Origin of the sequence: Pseudomonas sp. UBA5706 (assembly GCF_002419965.1) — a bacterium.
In the GTDB taxonomy this organism is placed as follows: domain Bacteria; phylum Pseudomonadota; class Gammaproteobacteria; order Pseudomonadales; family Pseudomonadaceae; genus Aquipseudomonas.
Window position 1 is genome coordinate 24058 of sequence record NZ_DIHC01000051.1, and the last position, 16859, is coordinate 40916.

Here is a 16859-nt window from a genome sequence, read left to right on the forward strand (position 1 = left end):
AATCCTGCTCTGACCCAGTACTTCCCTGCAGCAGTGCGGCTTGCCGCTGGCGGCGCTTTTGAATTCGCCGTCGTCGGCAAGGCGCACGGCTACTGGGAAGGCTTACGCAGTCGGCAACTCAATCAAAAACCGCGTCTGGTCATCTTGCGATTCACAACGGATCGTCCCGCCGTGAGCCTTGATGATCGACTGAGTGATCGCCAGTCCCAATCCGGCATGCTCACTGATACCCTCGCGCCGCGCCGGGTCTGCGCGGTAGAAGCGGTCGAACAACCGGGGCAATGCCTCGGCGGCAATGGTCTGCCCTCGGTTCTCGATGCTGATGTGCACTCGCCTGGGCAAGGCCTGCAGCCTGACTGAAACCTCGCCCTGGACAGGTGTGAAGCGCAAGGCGTTGTCCAGCAGGTTCGATACCGCACGGCGCAGCATGTTCCGGTCACCCTCAAGCGTTGCTTCGCCTTCGCGACTGAGGCGTACCTGCGCCTCTTCAGCCAGGGGCAAGAAAAACTCGAGCAGCGCGTCGATCTCATCCGCCAAGTGCAAGCGCTCACGACTCGGGTTTAGCAAACCGTGCTCGGCCTTGGCCAGATACAGCATGTCGTTGACCATCTGCGCCATCCATTGCAGCTCCTCCAGATTACCCTGCAGCGCCTCGCGATACGCTTGCAGATCCCGCGGGCGGGTGAGGGTGACCTGGGTGTGGGTGAGCAGATTCGACAGGGGCGTGCGCAACTCATGAGCGATATCCGCCGAAAACGCGGACAAACGCTGAAAGGCGTCGTCAAGACGGCCCAGCATGGCGTTGAATGCCTGAGTCAACTCAGCCAGTTCGGCGGGCATTGCGGTCTGCGGCAGGCGCGTGGTCAGGGAGCTGGCCGACACGCTGGCAGCGATCTCGCTCATCTCGCGCAGCGGTCGTAATCCACTGCGTGCAGCCCAGGTGCCGAGCAGCGCCGTGGCCAAGGCCGACAGGCCGACGGTCAGCCAGATCAGATGCTGCATACGTTCTAGAAAATGTTGGTGATGAGTGATGTCCAGCAGCAGCGTCAGTTGTGGAGAGTCCTGCTGTTGCGGGCGTAAGGCCACGGTGTAGGCGCGCCAGGAGACGCCGTTCTCGGTCAGGGTGTGCAACCCATCGTGCAGCCTGGTCTGATTGGTAGATGGCGCTTGGCTGTCGAACCACATGCTGCCGTCGCCACCGCGCACCTGCAACGCCAGGTCCGGCGAATGTGCCAGTTCGGCCTGCAGGGTTGGCCGATGCTCGTTCAGTTGGTCGGCACTGGATACGCCCATTAGCGCAGCGCGCAGCGTGGGTAACTTGCCATCGAGCAGTTGTTGATCCAGTTCCATGAAGTGCGCTTCGCTGGCCCGATTGAACAATATGCCCGCCGTCAGTGAAACCACGGCGGTGCAGGCCGCGAACAGCAAGGCCAGGCGGCTGCCCAAGGAGATTCGCTTGAGCATCAGAGGCCGCGCTCTTCGAGCACGTAACCCATGCCGCGCACGGTGTGGATCAGCTTGTTGGGGTATTCGTCGTCGACTTTCAGCCGCAGGCGGCGGATGGCGACCTCGATCACATTGGTGTCGCTGTCGAAGTTCATGTCCCAGACCTGAGAGGCAATCAGCGATTTGGGCAGCACCTCGCCTTGGCGCCGCAGCATCAACTCCAGCAGGGCAAACTCCTTGGCCGTGAGATCGATGCGCTGACCGCTGCGCTCGACCCGTCGGCGCAGCAGGTCCAGGCGCAGGTCGGCCAGTTGCAGGTGGGTTTCCTGACTGGCGCTGCTACCCCGACGCAACAGGCTGCGCACCCTGGCGAGCAGTTCGGAGAAAGCGAAGGGTTTGACCAGATAATCGTCTGCGCCCAGTTCCAGCCCACGCACGCGGTCTTCAACCGCATCGCGCGCGGTCAGAAACAGCACCGGTGTGTCCAGGCCCGCGCTGCGCAGGGCCTGCAGGATCTGCCAGCCATCACGGCCGGGCAGCATGACGTCCAGAATCAACAACGCGTAGTCGCCGGTCAGCGCCAGATGCTGGCCACTGGTGCCGTCGGCAACCAGTTCGGTGTTGTAGCCCGCTTCGGTCAGGCCCTGACGCAGGTATTGGCCGGTTTTCGCTTGATCTTCGATGATCAGTAATTTCATGGGTGACGATCAGTCCTGATAACGCTGGGCGGCTGTGTTTGCCGTCGCACTTTATAGCGCGACCGGGGTGGCGGGGTGCAAGCTTACAAAGTTGTAATCTTGCGGTCAGCTGATTGCCAGTGGCGAGTGCTTAACCTTCAACGATTGACCGTCGCTGACTGGAGATTCACATGACCGCTCGTTTGTTCGCTGCTGCCCTGTCGCTGGCGGTGAGCCTGTCGTCCTACGCCGCTTCCGGCGAGCATTTCGCTTTCGGCCATCCAGCCACGGCCAGTCAGGCCACGCGCACCGTCGAGCTGACCCTGGGCGATATGTACTTCGAACCCAAGGCGCTGACCATCAAAGCGGGCGAAACCGTGCGTTTCGTGCTGGTCAACAAGGGCGCGTTGCTGCACGAGTTCAACCTGGGCGATGCGGCCATGCACGCAGCGCACCAGCAGGAAATGCTCAAGATGGTCGCCAGTGGCATGCTGACGGCAACCGGCATGAAGCACGACATGGCCGGGATGGACCATGGCAACATGGGCATGAAGCACGATGACCCCAACAGTGTACTGGTGGAACCGGGCAAGACCGCTGAGCTGACCTGGACCTTTACCAAAGCCACCGACCTCGAATTCGCGTGCAATATTCCCGGTCATTATCAGGCAGGGATGGTCGGGAAGATCGCCATTGCCGACTAATCACTGAAAGCGCGGGGCAAAACCTATAAACTTGGCGGTCAGGATTTTCACATCAGCCATTTCTTCCGTTTTCAGGTCCCGCCATGCATCCCGCAGCCGAACACTCGCCGCTGGGCAAGTCCAGTGAATACATCGCCATCTACACACCGTCCCTGTTGTTTCCGATCCCGCGCACGGCCAAGTGGACCGAATTGGGGCTGACAGCCGAGACCTTGCCGTATCAAGGCGTCGATTTCTGGAACTGTTACGAGTTGTCCTGGCTGCTGCCCTCGGGCAAGCCCGTGGTGGCGGTCGGCGAGTTCAGCATCCCGGCCGATTCGCCCAACATCATCGAATCCAAGTCGTTCAAGCTCTACCTCAATTCGCTGAATCAGACGCCCTTTGCATCTCAGGCCCAATTGATCGCGACGCTGGAAAAGGATCTGTCGGCAGCTGCCGGCAAGCCTGTGGGCGTGCGCATTCGCTCGTTAAGGGAGATTGAAGCCCAAGGCATCGTGCCCGTACCGGGCGTGTGCGTGGACGAACTGGACGTGACCGTCGATAGCTACGACCGCCCACAGCCGGAATTGCTGCGTTGCGACCACTCACAGGTGGTGGAGGAGGCGTTGCACAGTCATCTGCTCAAGTCCAACTGCCCGGTGACCAGCCAGCCTGACTGGGGCAGCGTGGCTGTGCAATATCGTGGTGCAGCGCTGGATCACGCGAGTTTCCTGGCGTACATCGTCAGCTTCCGCCAGCATTCGGATTTTCACGAGCAGTGTGTGGAGCGAATCTTCATGGACTTGCAGCGCTTGCTCAAACCGGAAAAACTCACGGTCTACGCGCGCTACGTGCGTCGCGGCGGATTGGACATCAATCCGTACCGCAGCACCGAGACACTCACGATGGAGAACGGGCGCCTGGCGCGGCAGTGAACAGGCCGGGAAGCGAGCAGCGCCGTGGGGCCTGCTAACTACCAGGCATATTCACGTCACCACGGCGCGGCACTTTCGCCCATGCATGAGGTAGGCGAAGCAGGCTTCGACACAATCCGGCCCAGGTGGCCAGGCAGGCGATCGTCGACAAGATCAATGCCTCACCCAACCACCTGTGTGGCCTGTATGGGCGAGTGTTTCCTGTCCACTGTTTCGCCTCCAATCGCTTTGCATAGCTCAGGCGCAAATGAGAGTTCAGGATGCCGGTCAATAGGACGATCACCCTAAGGTGATGACCAGGCTCGACACGCCGGATGAGAAGACTGCCGCAATCAGGCATCCGATGAGCGTGATATAGGCGGGAAAGTAGAATAACGGCTTCAGGCAGTGATTAATCGCCATGTATGCCCAAACGTCGCGCATCCTCCCTGGCTTGCTTAGCGCCCTCCAGCCGTTCGGATCACGACTTGTATTTCCCCTGTGGCCCAGCGCAGCCGTTGTCTATAGAGAGGAGTAAGCGTATCGGGTATTTCGGTCACGGCTGGCGCTTTCGATTGAATGACATCATGGCCTGCCAACAGCAGTTCCATTGTCAGGTGGGTATCCTCGGTTATCGTGCTATCGCTGTAGCCCCCTATAGCCCGGACCGCCTCTGTCAGGAATACGCCCGCCGAGCCCGGGACCACGGGCAGCCATCGCAGTGCGCTGAGGACTCGGCGCTCGAGGTAGACGGTGGTTTCGAATTCGGTCACCTGAGCATTATGAATCCAGCCTCCACGTGTTCCTCCACCGGCTATCACGTGCCCTGCCACTGCCACTGCCACTGCCGCTGCGCCTGCGCAAAGCAATGTCTTAGACAAGGAGGACAGCGTCCCGGGGAGGACCACCGTATCGGCATCAATGCAGGCGAATATGGGCGTATCGACCTCCTTGAGTCCCTTGTTCAGCGCTATCGCCTTCCCGCTATTGGCCATCGTCACAATTTGGAGTGGGTCGCCGTACGTCTCTCTCAGTTTATGCATGAGCGCCAGCGTACCGTCGGTCGAGCCGTCGTTGATGCAGATTACCCGGGATAAATGAACGTCGCGCGAGCCAAGGACGGCGACAACAGTTGCCTCCAGCACCTTATCTTCATTGAAACAAGGGATTAACACGCAGATCTTTGGGGTGCTGCAGGATGCGTGATGAACATCGGGTAGCTTGAATGCCCAGAGCAGGAATATCAGGTCCTGCACAATGACCAGGATAAACAGACACATCAGCGCGAACAGTGTGATTAAGAGCATACGTTCCCTTCCTGGGATGTGCATCTCATCCAAATTGAGATAACCGTATGATCAAGCACAGCAGGGGGCAGTAGCCCCGCCAGCGAGCGCCTGGGGTTTGCGGCACGCTCGGGTTTGATGGGCGCCGGCCTGGCCCTTGCATTTGCAAACGCATTCGTGAGACGTCGTCAGTACCTAAAGAAAAGCCCGTTACGATGAGGGGCTTTTTCGTTCTGTCCAGCGTGGGCTCTTTAGATCCCTATATTGCCCAGTGTCTGCACGATATTGCGCAGGGTCCCGGCGATGGTCGGGTGTTCGACCTCAAAGCGTTCGACCGCCAGATTCACGCCGTCGGCCAGGCTGGTGTCATGAGTAGCGGTCTCCAGTGCGATCTGCGCTTGAATCTGGGTGATCAGTTCGTTCAAGTGCACGCGTTCTTCTTCAGTCAGCGGCGGGTTTTGGTCCAGTTGCTCGCGCAAGGTCTGGAGTTGTGCTTGCAGTTCGCTGGCGGGCATAGGGTGCTTCCTTCATTGATAGTCTCGACATGGACCGCAATGCGTGGGCAAAGGTCCTTATCGGGTAAGACTAATCCACTATGGAGCAGCGTGCATGATGCTGATCAATCAAGGCTTTTCGGTCTTCAGGCGGCGCAGCGCAATGTCCGCCAGGCACGATTCCAGGTCTGCCAGATGATCGATGACCGAATGCGCTCCGGCAGCGTACAGCTCCAGGGTCGCGCGGCCCCGCAGGCGCTCGCGTTGCAGATCGCTCAGTGCCTCCCACTGCGTCGGGGATCGCCCACACAGTGGGCCACAGGATGCCAGGCCGATCGTCCACACACCCGCGTTCAGCCCGGCCATGAGCAGGCGAGGATCGCCGCTGACCAATACACAACCGTCAAGGTGGGCAACGTTCAGGCCCATCAATGCCTGCCAGCAGGCGTCCGGAGCGGGCCAACGACTGTTTGGAGCCGGGCTGCCCACCACCAGGCCTTCGAGCGAGATCGCCAGTTGGTGGGCGATGCTGACCGGGTATTCCTCTATCCAGGCGCAGGGAATACCTCGCTGCTTCAGATTCTTTAACGCGTCGAGAGCGCCGGGTGTCGGCGTGGTAAAGCGCTGCATATCCTCGGACAGGAATGATTTTCCATCGCTGCTGCGCACGGTACGCACCTGTGCGCCGAAATCGACCAGGCAGCCACTCAGGCCAAAGAGCACGGCAGTGAACGACGGGGCTTGCACGGCGACGGGGGCGAGCATGGAATTCCCTCTCAAACGGCTGATCCAATGCCAGTGACGCTAAGGGAATCCCATGACAAAGCGATGACTTAAGCGTGACATCGTCAGCGACGATTAACCGCTGACAAACGTGCGACGCTTTTGAGCGACGTAAATATTTACAGAAGGCTTTATACTCTGGCCTTTGGTTTGAGGGCGTAGCGCCCGCTTCATCACTTTGACTGGGAGTCCCAGCTATGCCCGTGACCGGTGCAGGCTTTATCAATCGTCTGGCTCGAACGTGTTTTTGGGCCGGTCTTGCCTTGGTGCCAATGGCCACTCAGGCCGCTGAAGAAGACCCATGGGAAGGCGTCAACCGCGCCATCTTTCGTTTCAACGACACCGTCGACACCTATGCGTTGAAACCCATTGCCCAAGGTTATGAGTTCATCACGCCGCAGTTTCTTGAAGACGGCATTCATAACATGTTCAAGAACATTGGCGAGGTGACCAACTTTGCCAACGACGTGCTGCAGGCCAAGCCTGAGGCCGCGGGTGTGGATACCGCACGCCTGATCTTCAACACCACCTTCGGTTTGCTGGGGTTCTTCGATGTCGGCACCAAGATGGGCCTGCAGCGCAATGACGAAGACTTTGGCCAGACCCTCGGCCATTGGGGCGTGGAAAGCGGTCCGTTCGTCATGCTGCCGTTCTTCGGCCCAAGTACCGTGCGTGACGCCTTTGCCAAGTACCCGGACACCTACACCCAGCCGTACCGTTACGTCGATTACGTGCCGACCCGCAACACGGCGTTTGGCGTGAGTGTGGTAGACACCCGTGCAAGCTTGCTGTCGGCTGAAAAGCTTATCAACGGCGACAAGTACATCTTCATTCGTAACGCCTACCTGCAGAACCGGGAATTCAAGGTCAAGGATGGCAAGGTCGTTGACGATTTCTGAGTCGACGCCGCGTTACGCAGAAGCAACAAAGGCGACTTTCCGGTCGCCTTTGTTTTTTCAGCACGCTTAAAAATCGTGAAGCCATTCGCCAATGGATATCACTTCATTGTCAGAATAGTCAGCCCCAGCTTCTGTTCCCCGCCGTCCAGATCGGCGATCCACACCACTTCGGTATCGGCCTCCAGCCCTTTGAGCGCGGCGTGTTCGGACTCGATCCGCACACTCAGCCGGTCGCCGACCTTGAACGAGCGGGGCGCCTGTATTTGCATGCCCGAGCTGGATAAATCCACGCAAACGGCCGGGATAATCTGGCCTGCATAAATCAGGCTGATGTCCGCGTCGACCCGCATGCGGATGTAATCTCGTTTCTCTGCGTAGTCGCGATCGAGCTGGCCCATGGTGCATCCTTCATTTTTGTTGCTGATTTAAAGGTTCTTATAACTCCGGGCGATTTGTGATGTAAAGACGTTGGCCGACCGCTGGAGCACGCTTGAAACACCCGGCGGATGGGAGTACCGTCTGCGCCTTGAAGGGCACCTCTGATAAGCGCAGCGTTGGACCAAAAGTCCGCTACCTTTGACGCAGAGAGGCTAGAAGCGAATCCAGTATGCAGCCCGGACAGAATCCCGGCGTATACGCCAACCTAATCTGGCGCCGTTTGCCCACATGCAAAAAACCAGTGCCACGCTGCTGATTATCGATGACGACGAAGTGGTGCGCGCGAGTCTTGCGGCCTACTTGGAAGACAGTGGGTTTAGCGTCTTGCAGGCCAGCAATGGCCTGCAAGGTCTACAGACCTTCGAGCAGAAACAGCCTGATCTTGTGATCTGCGACCTGCGCATGCCTCAAGTGGGCGGCTTGGAGCTTATCCGTCAAGTGACCAGCCTTGCGCCGCAGACCCCGGTGATCGTGGTCTCGGGCGCAGGCGTCATGAGCGATGCTGTTGAAGCGTTGCGTCTTGGTGCGGCCGATTACCTGATCAAACCGCTGGAAGACCTCGCCGTGCTCGAACATTCGGTCAAGCGAGCGCTGGACCGTGCGCGGTTGTTGCAGGAGAACCAGCTGTACCGCCAGAAACTCGAGACCGCCAACCGCGAGCTCGAAGCCAGCCTGCATCTGCTGCAGGAGGATCAGGACGCCGGTCGTCAGGTGCAGATGAACATGCTGCCGACCAACCCCTGGGCTATTGATTCGTTCGAATTCGAGCACGAAATCATTCCGTCGCTGTATCTCTCGGGTGATTTCGTGGACTACTTCCGCGTCGATGAGCGTCGGGTCGCGTTTTACCTTGCCGACGTTTCAGGACACGGGGCGTCATCCGCATTCATCACCGTATTGCTGAAGTTCATGACCACGCGCTTGCTGTTCGAATCAAAGCGCGGCGGCACCTTGCCCGAATTCAAGCCTTCCGAGGTGCTGGGGCACATCAACCGGGGTCTGATCAGCTGCAAGCTGGGCAAGCATGTGACGATGGTCGGCGGGGTGATCGATGAGCAGAGCGGCAAGTTGACCTACAGCGTAGGCGGGCATTTACCGCTTCCTGTGCTGTATACGCCGGGCGAAACCCGCTATCTGGAAGGCCGTGGTTTGCCGGTGGGGCTGTTTAATGAAGCGACTTATTCGGACCACGTCCTTGATCTGCCCGAATCTTTCAGTCTGACCCTGCTGTCTGATGGCATTCTGGACCTGTTACCCGGTGATACACTCAAAGAGAAAGAAGCCAACTTGCCTGAATTGGTGAAAGCGGCGGGCGGCAGCCTGGATGGTCTGCGGCGTAAGTTTGGATTGGCCACACTCGGGGAGATGCCGGATGATATCGCCTTGCTAGTGTTGAGCAGGAACCTTTAATGAGTACCGGTAGAATCCAGTTTGCCGAGCAAGATGGCACCTTCGTCCTGAAGTTCGTGGGTGAAGTGCGCCTGACTCTTTGCTCGGCGTTGGATGCGACGATCGAACGGATCTTCACCTCGATGAATTTTTCGACCGTGGTGATCGATCTGACTGAAACCCGAAGCATTGACAGCACCACCTTGGGCCTGCTTGCCAAGTTGTCGATTCTGTCGCGGCAGAAAGCCGGGCTGTTGCCCACCGTCGTGACGACCCACGAGGACATCACGCGGCTATTGCAGTCGATGGGTTTCGATCAGGTGTTCAATATCGTGGGTCGGCCGATCCCGCGCCCGGAGACGCTGAGCGACCTGCCGTCGCAGGACCAGTGCGAGGATGTGGTCAAGGCCAAGGTACTGGAAGCGCACAAGATTCTGATGGGTCTCAATGACTCCAATCGCGAAGCCTTTCGCGATTTGGTCAACGCCCTTGAGCATCGATAAGCTAAATCGTTAACTGCCAACACGAATCGCGAGCATGAAAAAGGGCGGCACCGGTCAGGTGCCGCCCTTTTTGCGTTTTACTTCTTGGCGCTGAGCAATGCTTCGAGTTTTTCCTGGTCGCGAGCGAACTGACGAATGCCCTCGGCCAGTTTCTCGGTGGCCATGGCGTCTTCGTTGGACGCCCAGCGGAACTGGCTTTCGTCCAGCTTCTGGCGTGGTTCACCGCCATTGCCTGGCTTGAGTTTCCGAGTCAGCGTACCGTTGTCTTCCGAAAGCTTTTGCAGCAATTCGGTACTGATGGTCAAGCGATCGCAGCCTGCCAGCTCTTCGATCTGGCTCAGGTTACGGAAGCTGGCGCCCATGACCACAGTCTTGTAGTCATTGGCCTTGTAATAGTTATAGATGCGGGTCACGGACTTCACGCCCGGGTCCTCGGCCCCTACGTATTCCTTGCCTTCGGCCTTCTTGTACCAGTCGTAGATACGACCCACGAATGGCGAAATCAGGAACACGCCAGCGTCGGCGCAAGCTTGTGCCTGGGCGAAGGAAAACAGCAGGGTCAGGTTGCACTGGATGCCATTCCTTTCCAGTTGCTCGGCAGCCTTGATGCCTTCCCAGGTCGACGCCAGCTTGATGAGGATCCGATCACGGCCAATGCCGAAGTCTTCATACAAGCCCACCAGACGTTCGGCGCGCGCGATACAGGCCTTGGTGTCGAAGGAGAGGCGTGCATCCACTTCGGTGGAAACACGGCCTGGCACCACTTTGAGGATTTCGCGACCAATGGCGACGGCAAAACGGTCGCTGGCCAGATCGATATCGCCCTCTGCACCGCTGAAGGCTTCCTTGAGGCGGTCAGCGTTGCTGTCATTCGAGCCTGCCTTGAGCAACAAGGAAGGGTTGGTAGTGGCATCAACCGGCTTGAGCTTTTCAATGGCGGCGAAATCGCCGGTGTCGGCGACCACGGTAGTGAACTGTTTGAGTTGTTCCAGCTTGGAAGTCATGAGCGTGCTCTATCCTGTGGGTTTGACGACATTACCCGAGCGCCGCCGGTCACTCAAGGGCGCAAACCGCAACAGATACGCTGAGTTAGACGCCTGCGTTTGCGCAAACAGCAGACCTGCAGTTCAGCCACCAACCGGCGCGACATGAGATTTTTTTCAGTCTTTGCGGGTTCGTGATCATCGGTTCCCGAGGAGGGCGGATACTCGATCCAGACTGGTTTGAGCATGGACGGCATCAGTCGTTCCCGCAACCGTCATCTATCGTCGCTCTGACATGCCATGCGAAGCGCGGCAGTGGCTGACAGGTATAACCGACGACGGCAGGCAGGCATCTACTGCTTCGGGCGTCGCGGCTGATGCCCGCACTGGCGCGGGGTGTACAGGGATCTTCTACAGCGCAATCGTCCAAGCTGGTAAACTGCGCGCCCATCACGCCTGACCTGCCGATCGCACATGTTGCCCATGACCACTCCACGTACCGCCAGCCCGCCCGCCGAACCTTCCCATCGCTTTTCCGTTGCCCCCATGATGGATTGGACCGATCGCCATTGCCGGTTTTTCCTGCGTTTGCTGTCCAGGCATGCGCTGCTGTACACCGAAATGGTTACCACGGGTGCATTGCTGCATGGCGATGCCGAGCGTTTCCTGCGCCACGATCAGACCGAACATCCACTGGCGTTGCAGTTGGGAGGCAGCAATCCGGCAGACCTTGCGGCCTGTGCGCGCCTGGCGCAAGCGGCAGGTTATGACGAGGTCAATCTGAACGTCGGCTGCCCCAGTGATCGGGTGCAGAACAATATGATCGGCGCAGTATTGATGGGGCATCCGCAACGGGTTGCCGATTGCGTCAAGGCCATGCGCGATGCGGTGTCGATCCCGGTGACCGTCAAGCACCGGATCGGCATCAATGGCCGTGACAGTTACGAACAGCTCTGCGAATTCGTCGCTACCGTACGCGACGCAGGCTGCACGCGTTTTACCGTGCACGCGCGGATCGCCATTCTCGAAGGCCTGTCGCCGAAGGAAAACCGTGACGTTCCGCCGTTGCGCTATGACGTTGCGGCGCAGCTCAAGCAGGATTTCCCGGACCTTGAGTTCGTCCTTAACGGCGGCATCAAGACCCTTGAGCAGTGCCGGGATCACCTGCAGACTTTCGACGGCGTGATGCTGGGTCGCGAGGCCTATCACAACCCGTACCTGCTGGCCGAAGTCGACCGCGAACTGTTTGGCACCAGCGCTGCCCAGATCACTCGCGCCGAGGCAATCGCTCAACTGCGCCCCTATGTCGAAGCCCATCTGCGTGACGGTGGCGCAATGCACCACATCACCCGCCACGTGCTCGGCTTGGGCACCGGTTTCCCAGGCGCGCGCAAATTCCGCCAATTGCTGTCAGTTGACATTCACAAGACTGACGATCCGATAGGGTTGCTGGATAAGGCGGGGCAGTTACTGGAGGGGCGGTGAGTCTTCAGTCGCCTCTGAATGCCGTGACGGTAGGTTTCGTCCTCACCGGATCCGCCCCATCAACCGTTCACTTCGCCGCCCGATCCAGATAATCGCAAAAATGCTCCCGCGCTTGGTCTTCAGTCGTGTACAGCCCGGCCTGGGTGACGAAGGTCATGGTGACCTTCGAGCCACGTCCGGCTTTTTCCACCAGCGCATTGAGCGGTGCGATCTTGCTGGAGCTGACTTGTTGATAAACGTTGATGATGCCGCTTTCAGGATTGGAAACCTTCATTTGAAAGCCTTCGGTCGTCAGTATGCTGTTGACGTTCTTGAAGGCTCTTTTGTATGAGGTGTCGGGCAGATAGGCGTAAGTGGTAAAGCTTTTGCCGACCAGGATGTTGCCGTCGGTGCGGAAATTGTCGAAACACTGGCGCCCCGTGGGTTGAGAGGCGCAACCGTGGAGCATGGCGGCGACGAGAAAGGCGAGGGTGATGCGTTTTGCCACAATCATGACGGGCTGCTGTGTCATGCCGATTGCTCCGTACTTCCTGTCTGGATGGTAGGCGAACGTCCGCCGACGGTCGCTTGATACTGGGCCTGTGATGCAGCGTGCACAGGGCATCCTACAAGCTTTTACCTGGCCGGGCGACTCCCTGCTCGACGGCGGCCGACGCCCTGACGAGAACCGTCATTGTCGGCCCTTTCTTGCGTATCGGCCCGCCCGCTATGATAGCCGGGATGTGTGAAGCGGCTCGGGTGTTGGCAGTTCGGTCTCGGGGCGCCTCAACAATAACGAAAACATCACAGGAGTCATCGATGCATCCGATTCGTTTAGGGCTGGTCGGTTACGGCAAGATCGCGCAGGACCAGCACGTTCCGGCGATCCGCGGCAATACGCGGTTCGAACTGGTGGCGGTGGCGACGTTGGGGCAGCCTTGTCCGGGCGTCGACAACTTCAGTTCTCTGACCGAACTGCTGGCTCACAGTCCCGAGGTGGATGCCATCGCCTTCTGCACGCCACCGCAAGGGCGTTTTGCGCTGGTTCAGCAGGCGCTTAAGGCGGGCAAGCACGTGCTCGTGGAAAAGCCGCCGTGCTCGACCCTGGGCGAGGCCATCGCACTGGCCGATGAGGTTGCCCGGGCTGGCGTCACAGGTCTGTTCGCCTGGCACTCGCGTTTCGCCCCCGGCGTGAGCGGTGCCAAGGCCTGGCTCAAGGGCAAGACCTTGAACCAGGTGCACGTCCAATGGAAGGAGCAGGTGCGCAAATGGCACCCCGGGCAAGGCTGGATATGGCAGCCGGGCGGACTGGGGGTGTTCGATCCGGGCATCAATGCGCTGTCGATCGTCACTGATTTGTTACCGGGTCCGCTGTTCGTCGAGTCTGCCGCCTTGAGCGTGCCGACTAACTGCCAGTCGCCCATTTCAGCATCGCTGCAGATGCGCAGTGAACAGGTTCAGGTGCGGGCCGAATTCGACTTTGATCACGGTGACGACGAACTATGGCGCATCGAACTGCACAGCGAACAAGGCCTGCTGCAATTGGACGCAGGCGGCGCGTCGATCAGCATCGACGGCGTGACACAGAGCGTATCGGAGGAGGGCGAGTACCCGGCGATGTACCGGTATTTCGCGCAGTTGGTCGCCGATCGTCAAAGTGATCTGGACCTGCAGCCATTGCGGATCGTGGCAGACAGCTTTTTCGTGGGGAACACTCGAGCAGTGGCCGAGTTTCACGAGTGAACGGTAGATGAGCTGACGACGCTTGGCCTGAAATCCAGCTCACTGCAAGCGAGGGGCGTGGGCATCAGCGATCATCGACACCGATCAAGGATGCCCTACGCCTGTCAACGCAATGGAGAAGGAAACGATCAGCATCAGCAGGATGGACATGTTGATTGACATCGGTGAAATCCTTGTTCGCGCTTAATGGATGCCGCCATGATCCCGGTCTGCGCAGGGAAATTGAACGGCGCTCGTGTGCATACTGGCTATCGATACAATCGATGGGTGAAGACGCCGATCATTGCCGGCTCAACAGCCATGAAAATTGCGGTGCAGGCAGTCAGTGTGCGTTCTGAACAACTGAGCCTTGTGGTCCTGGAAGGTTCAGCCTGTGTGCCCGAGCGGGCGGCGCAGCGGGCGATGTGTTCATGTCGGTCATTAGCGTTGAGGCGAAGTCGATCTTCGGCAACGCTCGATTTGTCTGCTGGTCGATATATTTTTTTGATTGGTCGCGTCGTCATCAAACCAGACGCTTGTAGTTTCCATCAGCGCGTCATTACAGCTGTGGCCTTGAAATGACCGGGCTGCAGCTGGGTTGCCAGTATTTGGCCGCTATTCCGCGGTGGATCAGCGGCTTCTCCATATAACGAAAGTTTCACCAGTCGGTAAATTTTCTTACATTGCAATGAGAATCGTTTACGTTATCCTTCGCATTCCTTTGTAACCAGGGATGTCGAACAAGATGGATTTTTGTCCTGCGACGAGCCGGCCGCTGCGCCTGGGCTCTACCTGTGTGGGCGGGCCCGGTGCAGCGATTGATCCTCGCCTTGAGGCGCTGATGGGGACTTACAACACCCATCGTGAAGGGCTGCTGCGACTGGCTGCAAAATTCCTCGGCTGTCGTGCTCGTGCCGAAGATGTGGTGCAGGACGCTTTCGTGAAAATGCTCGAAAGCGACCTGTCCTCTATCGAGCCTGCCCGCTACATGTTCCGTGTGGTGCGCAATCTGGCCATCGACCGGCTGCGGCGCCAGCGTCTAGAACGCAACCACGGCGTGGAAACCGAGCTGGATGAGCAGCCTCGCTTCGAGATGTCTCCCGAGCGCGTGCTGGCAGGTCGCGAGTCGCTGAGCCAACTGGTCGGCGCGCTCAACGAGCTGCCCAATCGCATGCGCATCGTCTTCAACCTCAGCCAGATCCAGGGTTACACCCAACGTGATGTGGCCAAGGTCATTGGCACGTCGCCCACCATGGTCAACTTCCTGCTGCGCGACACCCTGTCTCACTGTCGTGCGCGGCTGGGTGAGCTCTAGCTCGTCGAGTCATTTCTTACCTTTGCTTACACTGCTCGGAGTCATTCATGAAACTAGTTCGCCTGGTCTTCCAGCAATACCGCTGGCCGTTGGCAATGGTGCTGCTGCTGAGCGTCAGCAGTGGTCTGTTGAGCGTGGGCGTCATTGCGTTCGTCAACCAGCGCATGATCAGCACCCACGAGGGGCTGGGCACAGCGCTGTGGCAATTCGGCCTGATGCTGGTGCTGCTGCTGGCCCTCGCATCCGGCGCATCGCTGTCGCTGACGGCGTTGGGTCATCGCTTCGTCTACGGCCTGCGCCGGGTGATGGTCAAGCGCCTGCTGGACACCGATATCGAACGTATCGAAGCCATTGGCGGGGCAAAGATCTTCGCCAGTCTTTCCAGTGACATTCGTGCCGTGACCATGGCCTTCGTACAGCTTCCAGACCTGATCTATGGCTCGGTGCTGAGCGTGGCAGCGTTCAGCTACCTGGCCTGGCTGTCACCCTCGCTGTTCGTCACTACCCTGTGCTGGATGACGTTTACCCTCGGCGTGGGCTGGCTGTTGGTGGGCAAGCTCAATGCTCATATTCGCGCGCTGCGTGAGTCCGAAGACAAGTTGTACCAGAGCTATCAAGGGGTGATCGATGGGCGCAAGGAGCTGACCCTCAACCGCGACCGCGCTCGCCGCCTGTACGAAGAGGCATTCGACGTCGCGGCCTTGCGCTATCGCCAGCATTTCACCCTGGCGGACCGCTATCACGGGCTGGCAAGCAACTGGGCCAATATCATGGTGCTGGGCACCATCGGTCTGGCGTTCTACCTGGCCAACGGCCTGGGCTGGGCGCCCACCGAGGTTGCCGCGACCTATGCGCTGACCGTGCTGTTCATGCGCACGCCGCTGGTGCTGGCGGTCGCGGCGATTCCGGCGCAGATCTCCGGGCGCGTGGCGCTGGACAAGGTCGAATCGCTGGCCCTGGCCGAGCATCATGACGGCTTCGAGGTCGCGCCGAGCCACATCGCCGGCCAATGGCAGACCCTGGAGCTGCGCGATGTGGAGTACCGCTACCCAGCACAGGGCGATGAACCAGGCTTCGATGTCGGCCCGGTCAGCCTGACCCTGCGGCGCGGCGAAACGGTATTTTTGATGGGCGGCAATGGCAGCGGCAAGTCCAGTCTGGCGCGCTTGCTTAGCGGTTTGTATCGCCCATCGGCGGGTTCGATCCTGATCGACGGCCAACTGATCGGCGCCGATGACTGGCAGGCTTACCGGCACCTGTTCGCCAGTGTCTTCACTGATTTTCACCTGTTCTCGCAACTGCTGGGGGCCGACGGCGCAAATGCCGACGCGGTACAGATCGATCACTGGCTCGATCAATTGCACATGAAGCACAAGGTGCAGACCGGCGACGGCCACTTGCTCGACACGCGCTTCTCCCAAGGCCAGCGCAAGCGCCTGGCGTTGCTGCTGGCGTTACTCGAAAAGCGCGACATCCTGCTACTGGACGAGTGGGCTGCCGACCAGGATCCGCTGTTCCGACGCTTCTTCTATCGCGAGCTGTTGCCGATGTTCAAGAACGCCGGGATCACCGTGTTTGCCATTAGCCACGACGACCAGTATTTCGACCTCGCCGACCGACTGGTGAAGATGGAGTCCGGTCGACTCAGTGAGTTGCACGGTGATCGTCGTGATAACGCCAGTCGCGACGCCGTGGAGGAAATCGGTGGCGCGTATGAGTTGAAAACCGCAAAGGCTTTGTAGCTTTTCATCGGCAAAGACTAAACAGCCGAAAGGCTCAGGCGTCTTTGTAATGATAATCAGTCTTACTCATTTTCGATGCGCGTGAACTGCCCCAAGGCCCGTGTGACACCGCTCACACCTA

The 16859-nt window shown here is 59.0% G+C and carries 18 protein-coding genes; 10 read left to right on the top strand and 8 right to left on the bottom strand.

The genetic code is table 11. The features are described 5' to 3' along the window. Positions 1-102 precede the first annotated feature (102 nt). Together B3I26_RS24925 and B3I26_RS24930 are read right to left on the bottom strand one after the other, a co-directional pair. Complete coding sequence (locus tag B3I26_RS24925; protein ID WP_296261697.1) at positions 103-1464, bottom strand: heavy metal sensor histidine kinase; 1362 nt, start codon at positions 1462-1464, stop codon at positions 103-105. Next, entirely contained in the window at positions 1464-2144 is a 681-nt protein-coding gene (locus B3I26_RS24930) for a heavy metal response regulator transcription factor (RefSeq protein WP_296261699.1), read from the bottom strand. Before B3I26_RS24930 ends, B3I26_RS24925 begins: the two co-directional genes overlap by 1 nt. Before the next feature lie 164 nt (positions 2145-2308). Between B3I26_RS24930 and B3I26_RS24935 the strand changes: the two genes are divergently transcribed. Both B3I26_RS24935 and queF read left to right on the top strand, forming a co-directional pair. Next, positions 2309-2827, top strand: a complete 519-nt coding sequence (locus B3I26_RS24935) for a cupredoxin domain-containing protein (RefSeq protein WP_409522073.1) — start codon at positions 2309-2311, stop codon at positions 2825-2827. Between the two features lie 83 nt (positions 2828-2910). Further along, positions 2911-3741: an NADPH-dependent 7-cyano-7-deazaguanine reductase QueF gene (queF, locus tag B3I26_RS24940; RefSeq protein ID WP_296261705.1), complete on the top strand. Its 831-nt coding sequence runs from the start codon at positions 2911-2913 to the stop codon at positions 3739-3741. 437 nt (positions 3742-4178) lie between these two features. Here queF and B3I26_RS24945 read toward each other — a convergent pair whose 3' ends face one another. The 3 genes from B3I26_RS24945 to B3I26_RS24955 all read right to left on the bottom strand — a co-directional run bounded on the left by B3I26_RS24945 (position 4179) and on the right by B3I26_RS24955 (position 6265). After that, entirely contained in the window at positions 4179-5027 is an 849-nt protein-coding gene (locus tag B3I26_RS24945) for a glycosyltransferase (RefSeq protein WP_296261707.1), read from the bottom strand. Between the two features lie 230 nt (positions 5028-5257). After that, positions 5258-5521, bottom strand: coding sequence for a DUF4404 family protein (locus B3I26_RS24950; RefSeq protein WP_296261709.1), 264 nt, complete (start codon positions 5519-5521; stop codon positions 5258-5260). Positions 5522-5629: 108 nt separating this feature from the next. Then, positions 5630-6265, bottom strand: coding sequence for an HAD family phosphatase (locus B3I26_RS24955; RefSeq protein ID WP_296261710.1), 636 nt, complete (start codon positions 6263-6265; stop codon positions 5630-5632). 215 nt (positions 6266-6480) lie between these two features. On the opposite strand from B3I26_RS24955, the gene B3I26_RS24960 reads away from it, so the two are divergent. Then, a complete protein-coding gene (locus tag B3I26_RS24960; protein WP_296261712.1) occupies positions 6481-7182 on the top strand; it encodes an MlaA family lipoprotein in 702 nt (233 codons plus the stop codon). Between the two features lie 98 nt (positions 7183-7280). Here the strand turns inward: B3I26_RS24960 and B3I26_RS24965 are convergent, their stop codons facing one another. Then, the gene (locus B3I26_RS24965) at positions 7281-7580 is read right to left on the bottom strand and encodes a PilZ domain-containing protein (protein WP_296261716.1); all 300 of its coding nucleotides are present in this window, start codon (positions 7578-7580) and stop codon (positions 7281-7283) included. A 268-nt stretch (positions 7581-7848) separates the two neighbouring features. On the opposite strand from B3I26_RS24965, the gene rssB reads away from it, so the two are divergent. Together rssB and rssC are read left to right on the top strand one after the other, a co-directional pair. Beyond that, the gene (rssB, locus tag B3I26_RS24970) at positions 7849-9030 is read left to right on the top strand and encodes a two-component system response regulator RssB (RefSeq protein WP_296261718.1); all 1182 of its coding nucleotides are present in this window, start codon (positions 7849-7851) and stop codon (positions 9028-9030) included. Then, positions 9030-9512, top strand: a complete 483-nt coding sequence (rssC, locus tag B3I26_RS24975) for an anti-sigma factor antagonist RssC (protein ID WP_296261720.1) — start codon at positions 9030-9032, stop codon at positions 9510-9512. Before rssB ends, rssC begins: the two co-directional genes overlap by 1 nt. Before the next feature lie 77 nt (positions 9513-9589). Here the strand turns inward: rssC and tal are convergent, their stop codons facing one another. Beyond that, positions 9590-10516 (bottom strand): transaldolase, encoded by a 927-nt coding sequence (gene tal, locus B3I26_RS24980; RefSeq protein ID WP_296261722.1) that lies wholly within the window; start codon positions 10514-10516, stop codon positions 9590-9592. Between the two features lie 462 nt (positions 10517-10978). Between tal and dusA the strand changes: the two genes are divergently transcribed. Further along, a complete protein-coding gene (gene dusA / locus B3I26_RS24985) occupies positions 10979-11980 on the top strand; it encodes a tRNA dihydrouridine(20/20a) synthase DusA (RefSeq protein WP_296261725.1) in 1002 nt (333 codons plus the stop codon). Between the two features lie 67 nt (positions 11981-12047). Here dusA and B3I26_RS24990 read toward each other — a convergent pair whose 3' ends face one another. After that, a complete protein-coding gene (locus tag B3I26_RS24990) occupies positions 12048-12491 on the bottom strand; it encodes a hypothetical protein (RefSeq protein ID WP_296261726.1) in 444 nt (147 codons plus the stop codon). Positions 12492-12778: 287 nt separating this feature from the next. On the opposite strand from B3I26_RS24990, the gene B3I26_RS24995 reads away from it, so the two are divergent. The 4 genes from B3I26_RS24995 (at position 12779) to B3I26_RS25010 (ending at position 16738) form a co-directional block, all read left to right on the top strand. Beyond that, positions 12779-13702: a Gfo/Idh/MocA family protein gene (locus B3I26_RS24995; protein ID WP_296261728.1), complete on the top strand. Its 924-nt coding sequence runs from the start codon at positions 12779-12781 to the stop codon at positions 13700-13702. Between the two features lie 198 nt (positions 13703-13900). Further along, positions 13901-14263: a hypothetical protein gene (locus B3I26_RS25000; RefSeq protein WP_296261731.1), complete on the top strand. Its 363-nt coding sequence runs from the start codon at positions 13901-13903 to the stop codon at positions 14261-14263. A gap of 163 nt (positions 14264-14426) precedes the next feature. Then, positions 14427-14996 carry a sigma-70 family RNA polymerase sigma factor gene (locus tag B3I26_RS25005; protein ID WP_296261732.1) on the top strand — a complete coding sequence of 190 codons (570 nt, stop codon included), beginning with the start codon at positions 14427-14429 and terminating at the stop codon, positions 14994-14996. Between the two features lie 47 nt (positions 14997-15043). Continuing rightward, complete coding sequence (locus tag B3I26_RS25010; RefSeq protein ID WP_296261734.1) at positions 15044-16738, top strand: multidrug ABC transporter permease/ATP-binding protein; 1695 nt, start codon at positions 15044-15046, stop codon at positions 16736-16738. Positions 16739-16859: the final 121 nt, after the last annotated feature.

Excerpts from the sequence above, each read along its gene's own strand:
- B3I26_RS24925 (WP_296261697.1), bottom strand. The coding sequence starts at position 1,464 with ATGCTCAAGCGAATCTCCTTGGGCAGCCGCCTGGCCTTGCTGTTCGCG.
- B3I26_RS24930 (WP_296261699.1), bottom strand. The coding sequence starts at position 2,144 with ATGAAATTACTGATCATCGAAGATCAAGCGAAAACCGGCCAATACCTG.
- queF (WP_296261705.1), top strand. The coding sequence starts at position 2,911 with ATGCATCCCGCAGCCGAACACTCGCCGCTGGGCAAGTCCAGTGAATAC.
- B3I26_RS24945 (WP_296261707.1), bottom strand. The coding sequence starts at position 5,027 with ATGCTCTTAATCACACTGTTCGCGCTGATGTGTCTGTTTATCCTGGTC.
- B3I26_RS24950 (WP_296261709.1), bottom strand. The coding sequence starts at position 5,521 with ATGCCCGCCAGCGAACTGCAAGCACAACTCCAGACCTTGCGCGAGCAA.
- B3I26_RS24955 (WP_296261710.1), bottom strand. The coding sequence starts at position 6,265 with ATGCTCGCCCCCGTCGCCGTGCAAGCCCCGTCGTTCACTGCCGTGCTC.
- B3I26_RS24960 (WP_296261712.1), top strand. The coding sequence starts at position 6,481 with ATGCCCGTGACCGGTGCAGGCTTTATCAATCGTCTGGCTCGAACGTGT.
- B3I26_RS24965 (WP_296261716.1), bottom strand. The coding sequence starts at position 7,580 with ATGGGCCAGCTCGATCGCGACTACGCAGAGAAACGAGATTACATCCGC.
- rssB (WP_296261718.1), top strand. The coding sequence starts at position 7,849 with ATGCAAAAAACCAGTGCCACGCTGCTGATTATCGATGACGACGAAGTG.
- rssC (WP_296261720.1), top strand. The coding sequence starts at position 9,030 with ATGAGTACCGGTAGAATCCAGTTTGCCGAGCAAGATGGCACCTTCGTC.
- tal (WP_296261722.1), bottom strand. The coding sequence starts at position 10,516 with ATGACTTCCAAGCTGGAACAACTCAAACAGTTCACTACCGTGGTCGCC.
- dusA (WP_296261725.1), top strand. The coding sequence starts at position 10,979 with ATGACCACTCCACGTACCGCCAGCCCGCCCGCCGAACCTTCCCATCGC.
- B3I26_RS24990 (WP_296261726.1), bottom strand. The coding sequence starts at position 12,491 with ATGACACAGCAGCCCGTCATGATTGTGGCAAAACGCATCACCCTCGCC.
- B3I26_RS24995 (WP_296261728.1), top strand. The coding sequence starts at position 12,779 with ATGCATCCGATTCGTTTAGGGCTGGTCGGTTACGGCAAGATCGCGCAG.
- B3I26_RS25000 (WP_296261731.1), top strand. The coding sequence starts at position 13,901 with ATGATCCCGGTCTGCGCAGGGAAATTGAACGGCGCTCGTGTGCATACT.
- B3I26_RS25005 (WP_296261732.1), top strand. The coding sequence starts at position 14,427 with ATGGATTTTTGTCCTGCGACGAGCCGGCCGCTGCGCCTGGGCTCTACC.
- B3I26_RS25010 (WP_296261734.1), top strand. The coding sequence starts at position 15,044 with ATGAAACTAGTTCGCCTGGTCTTCCAGCAATACCGCTGGCCGTTGGCA.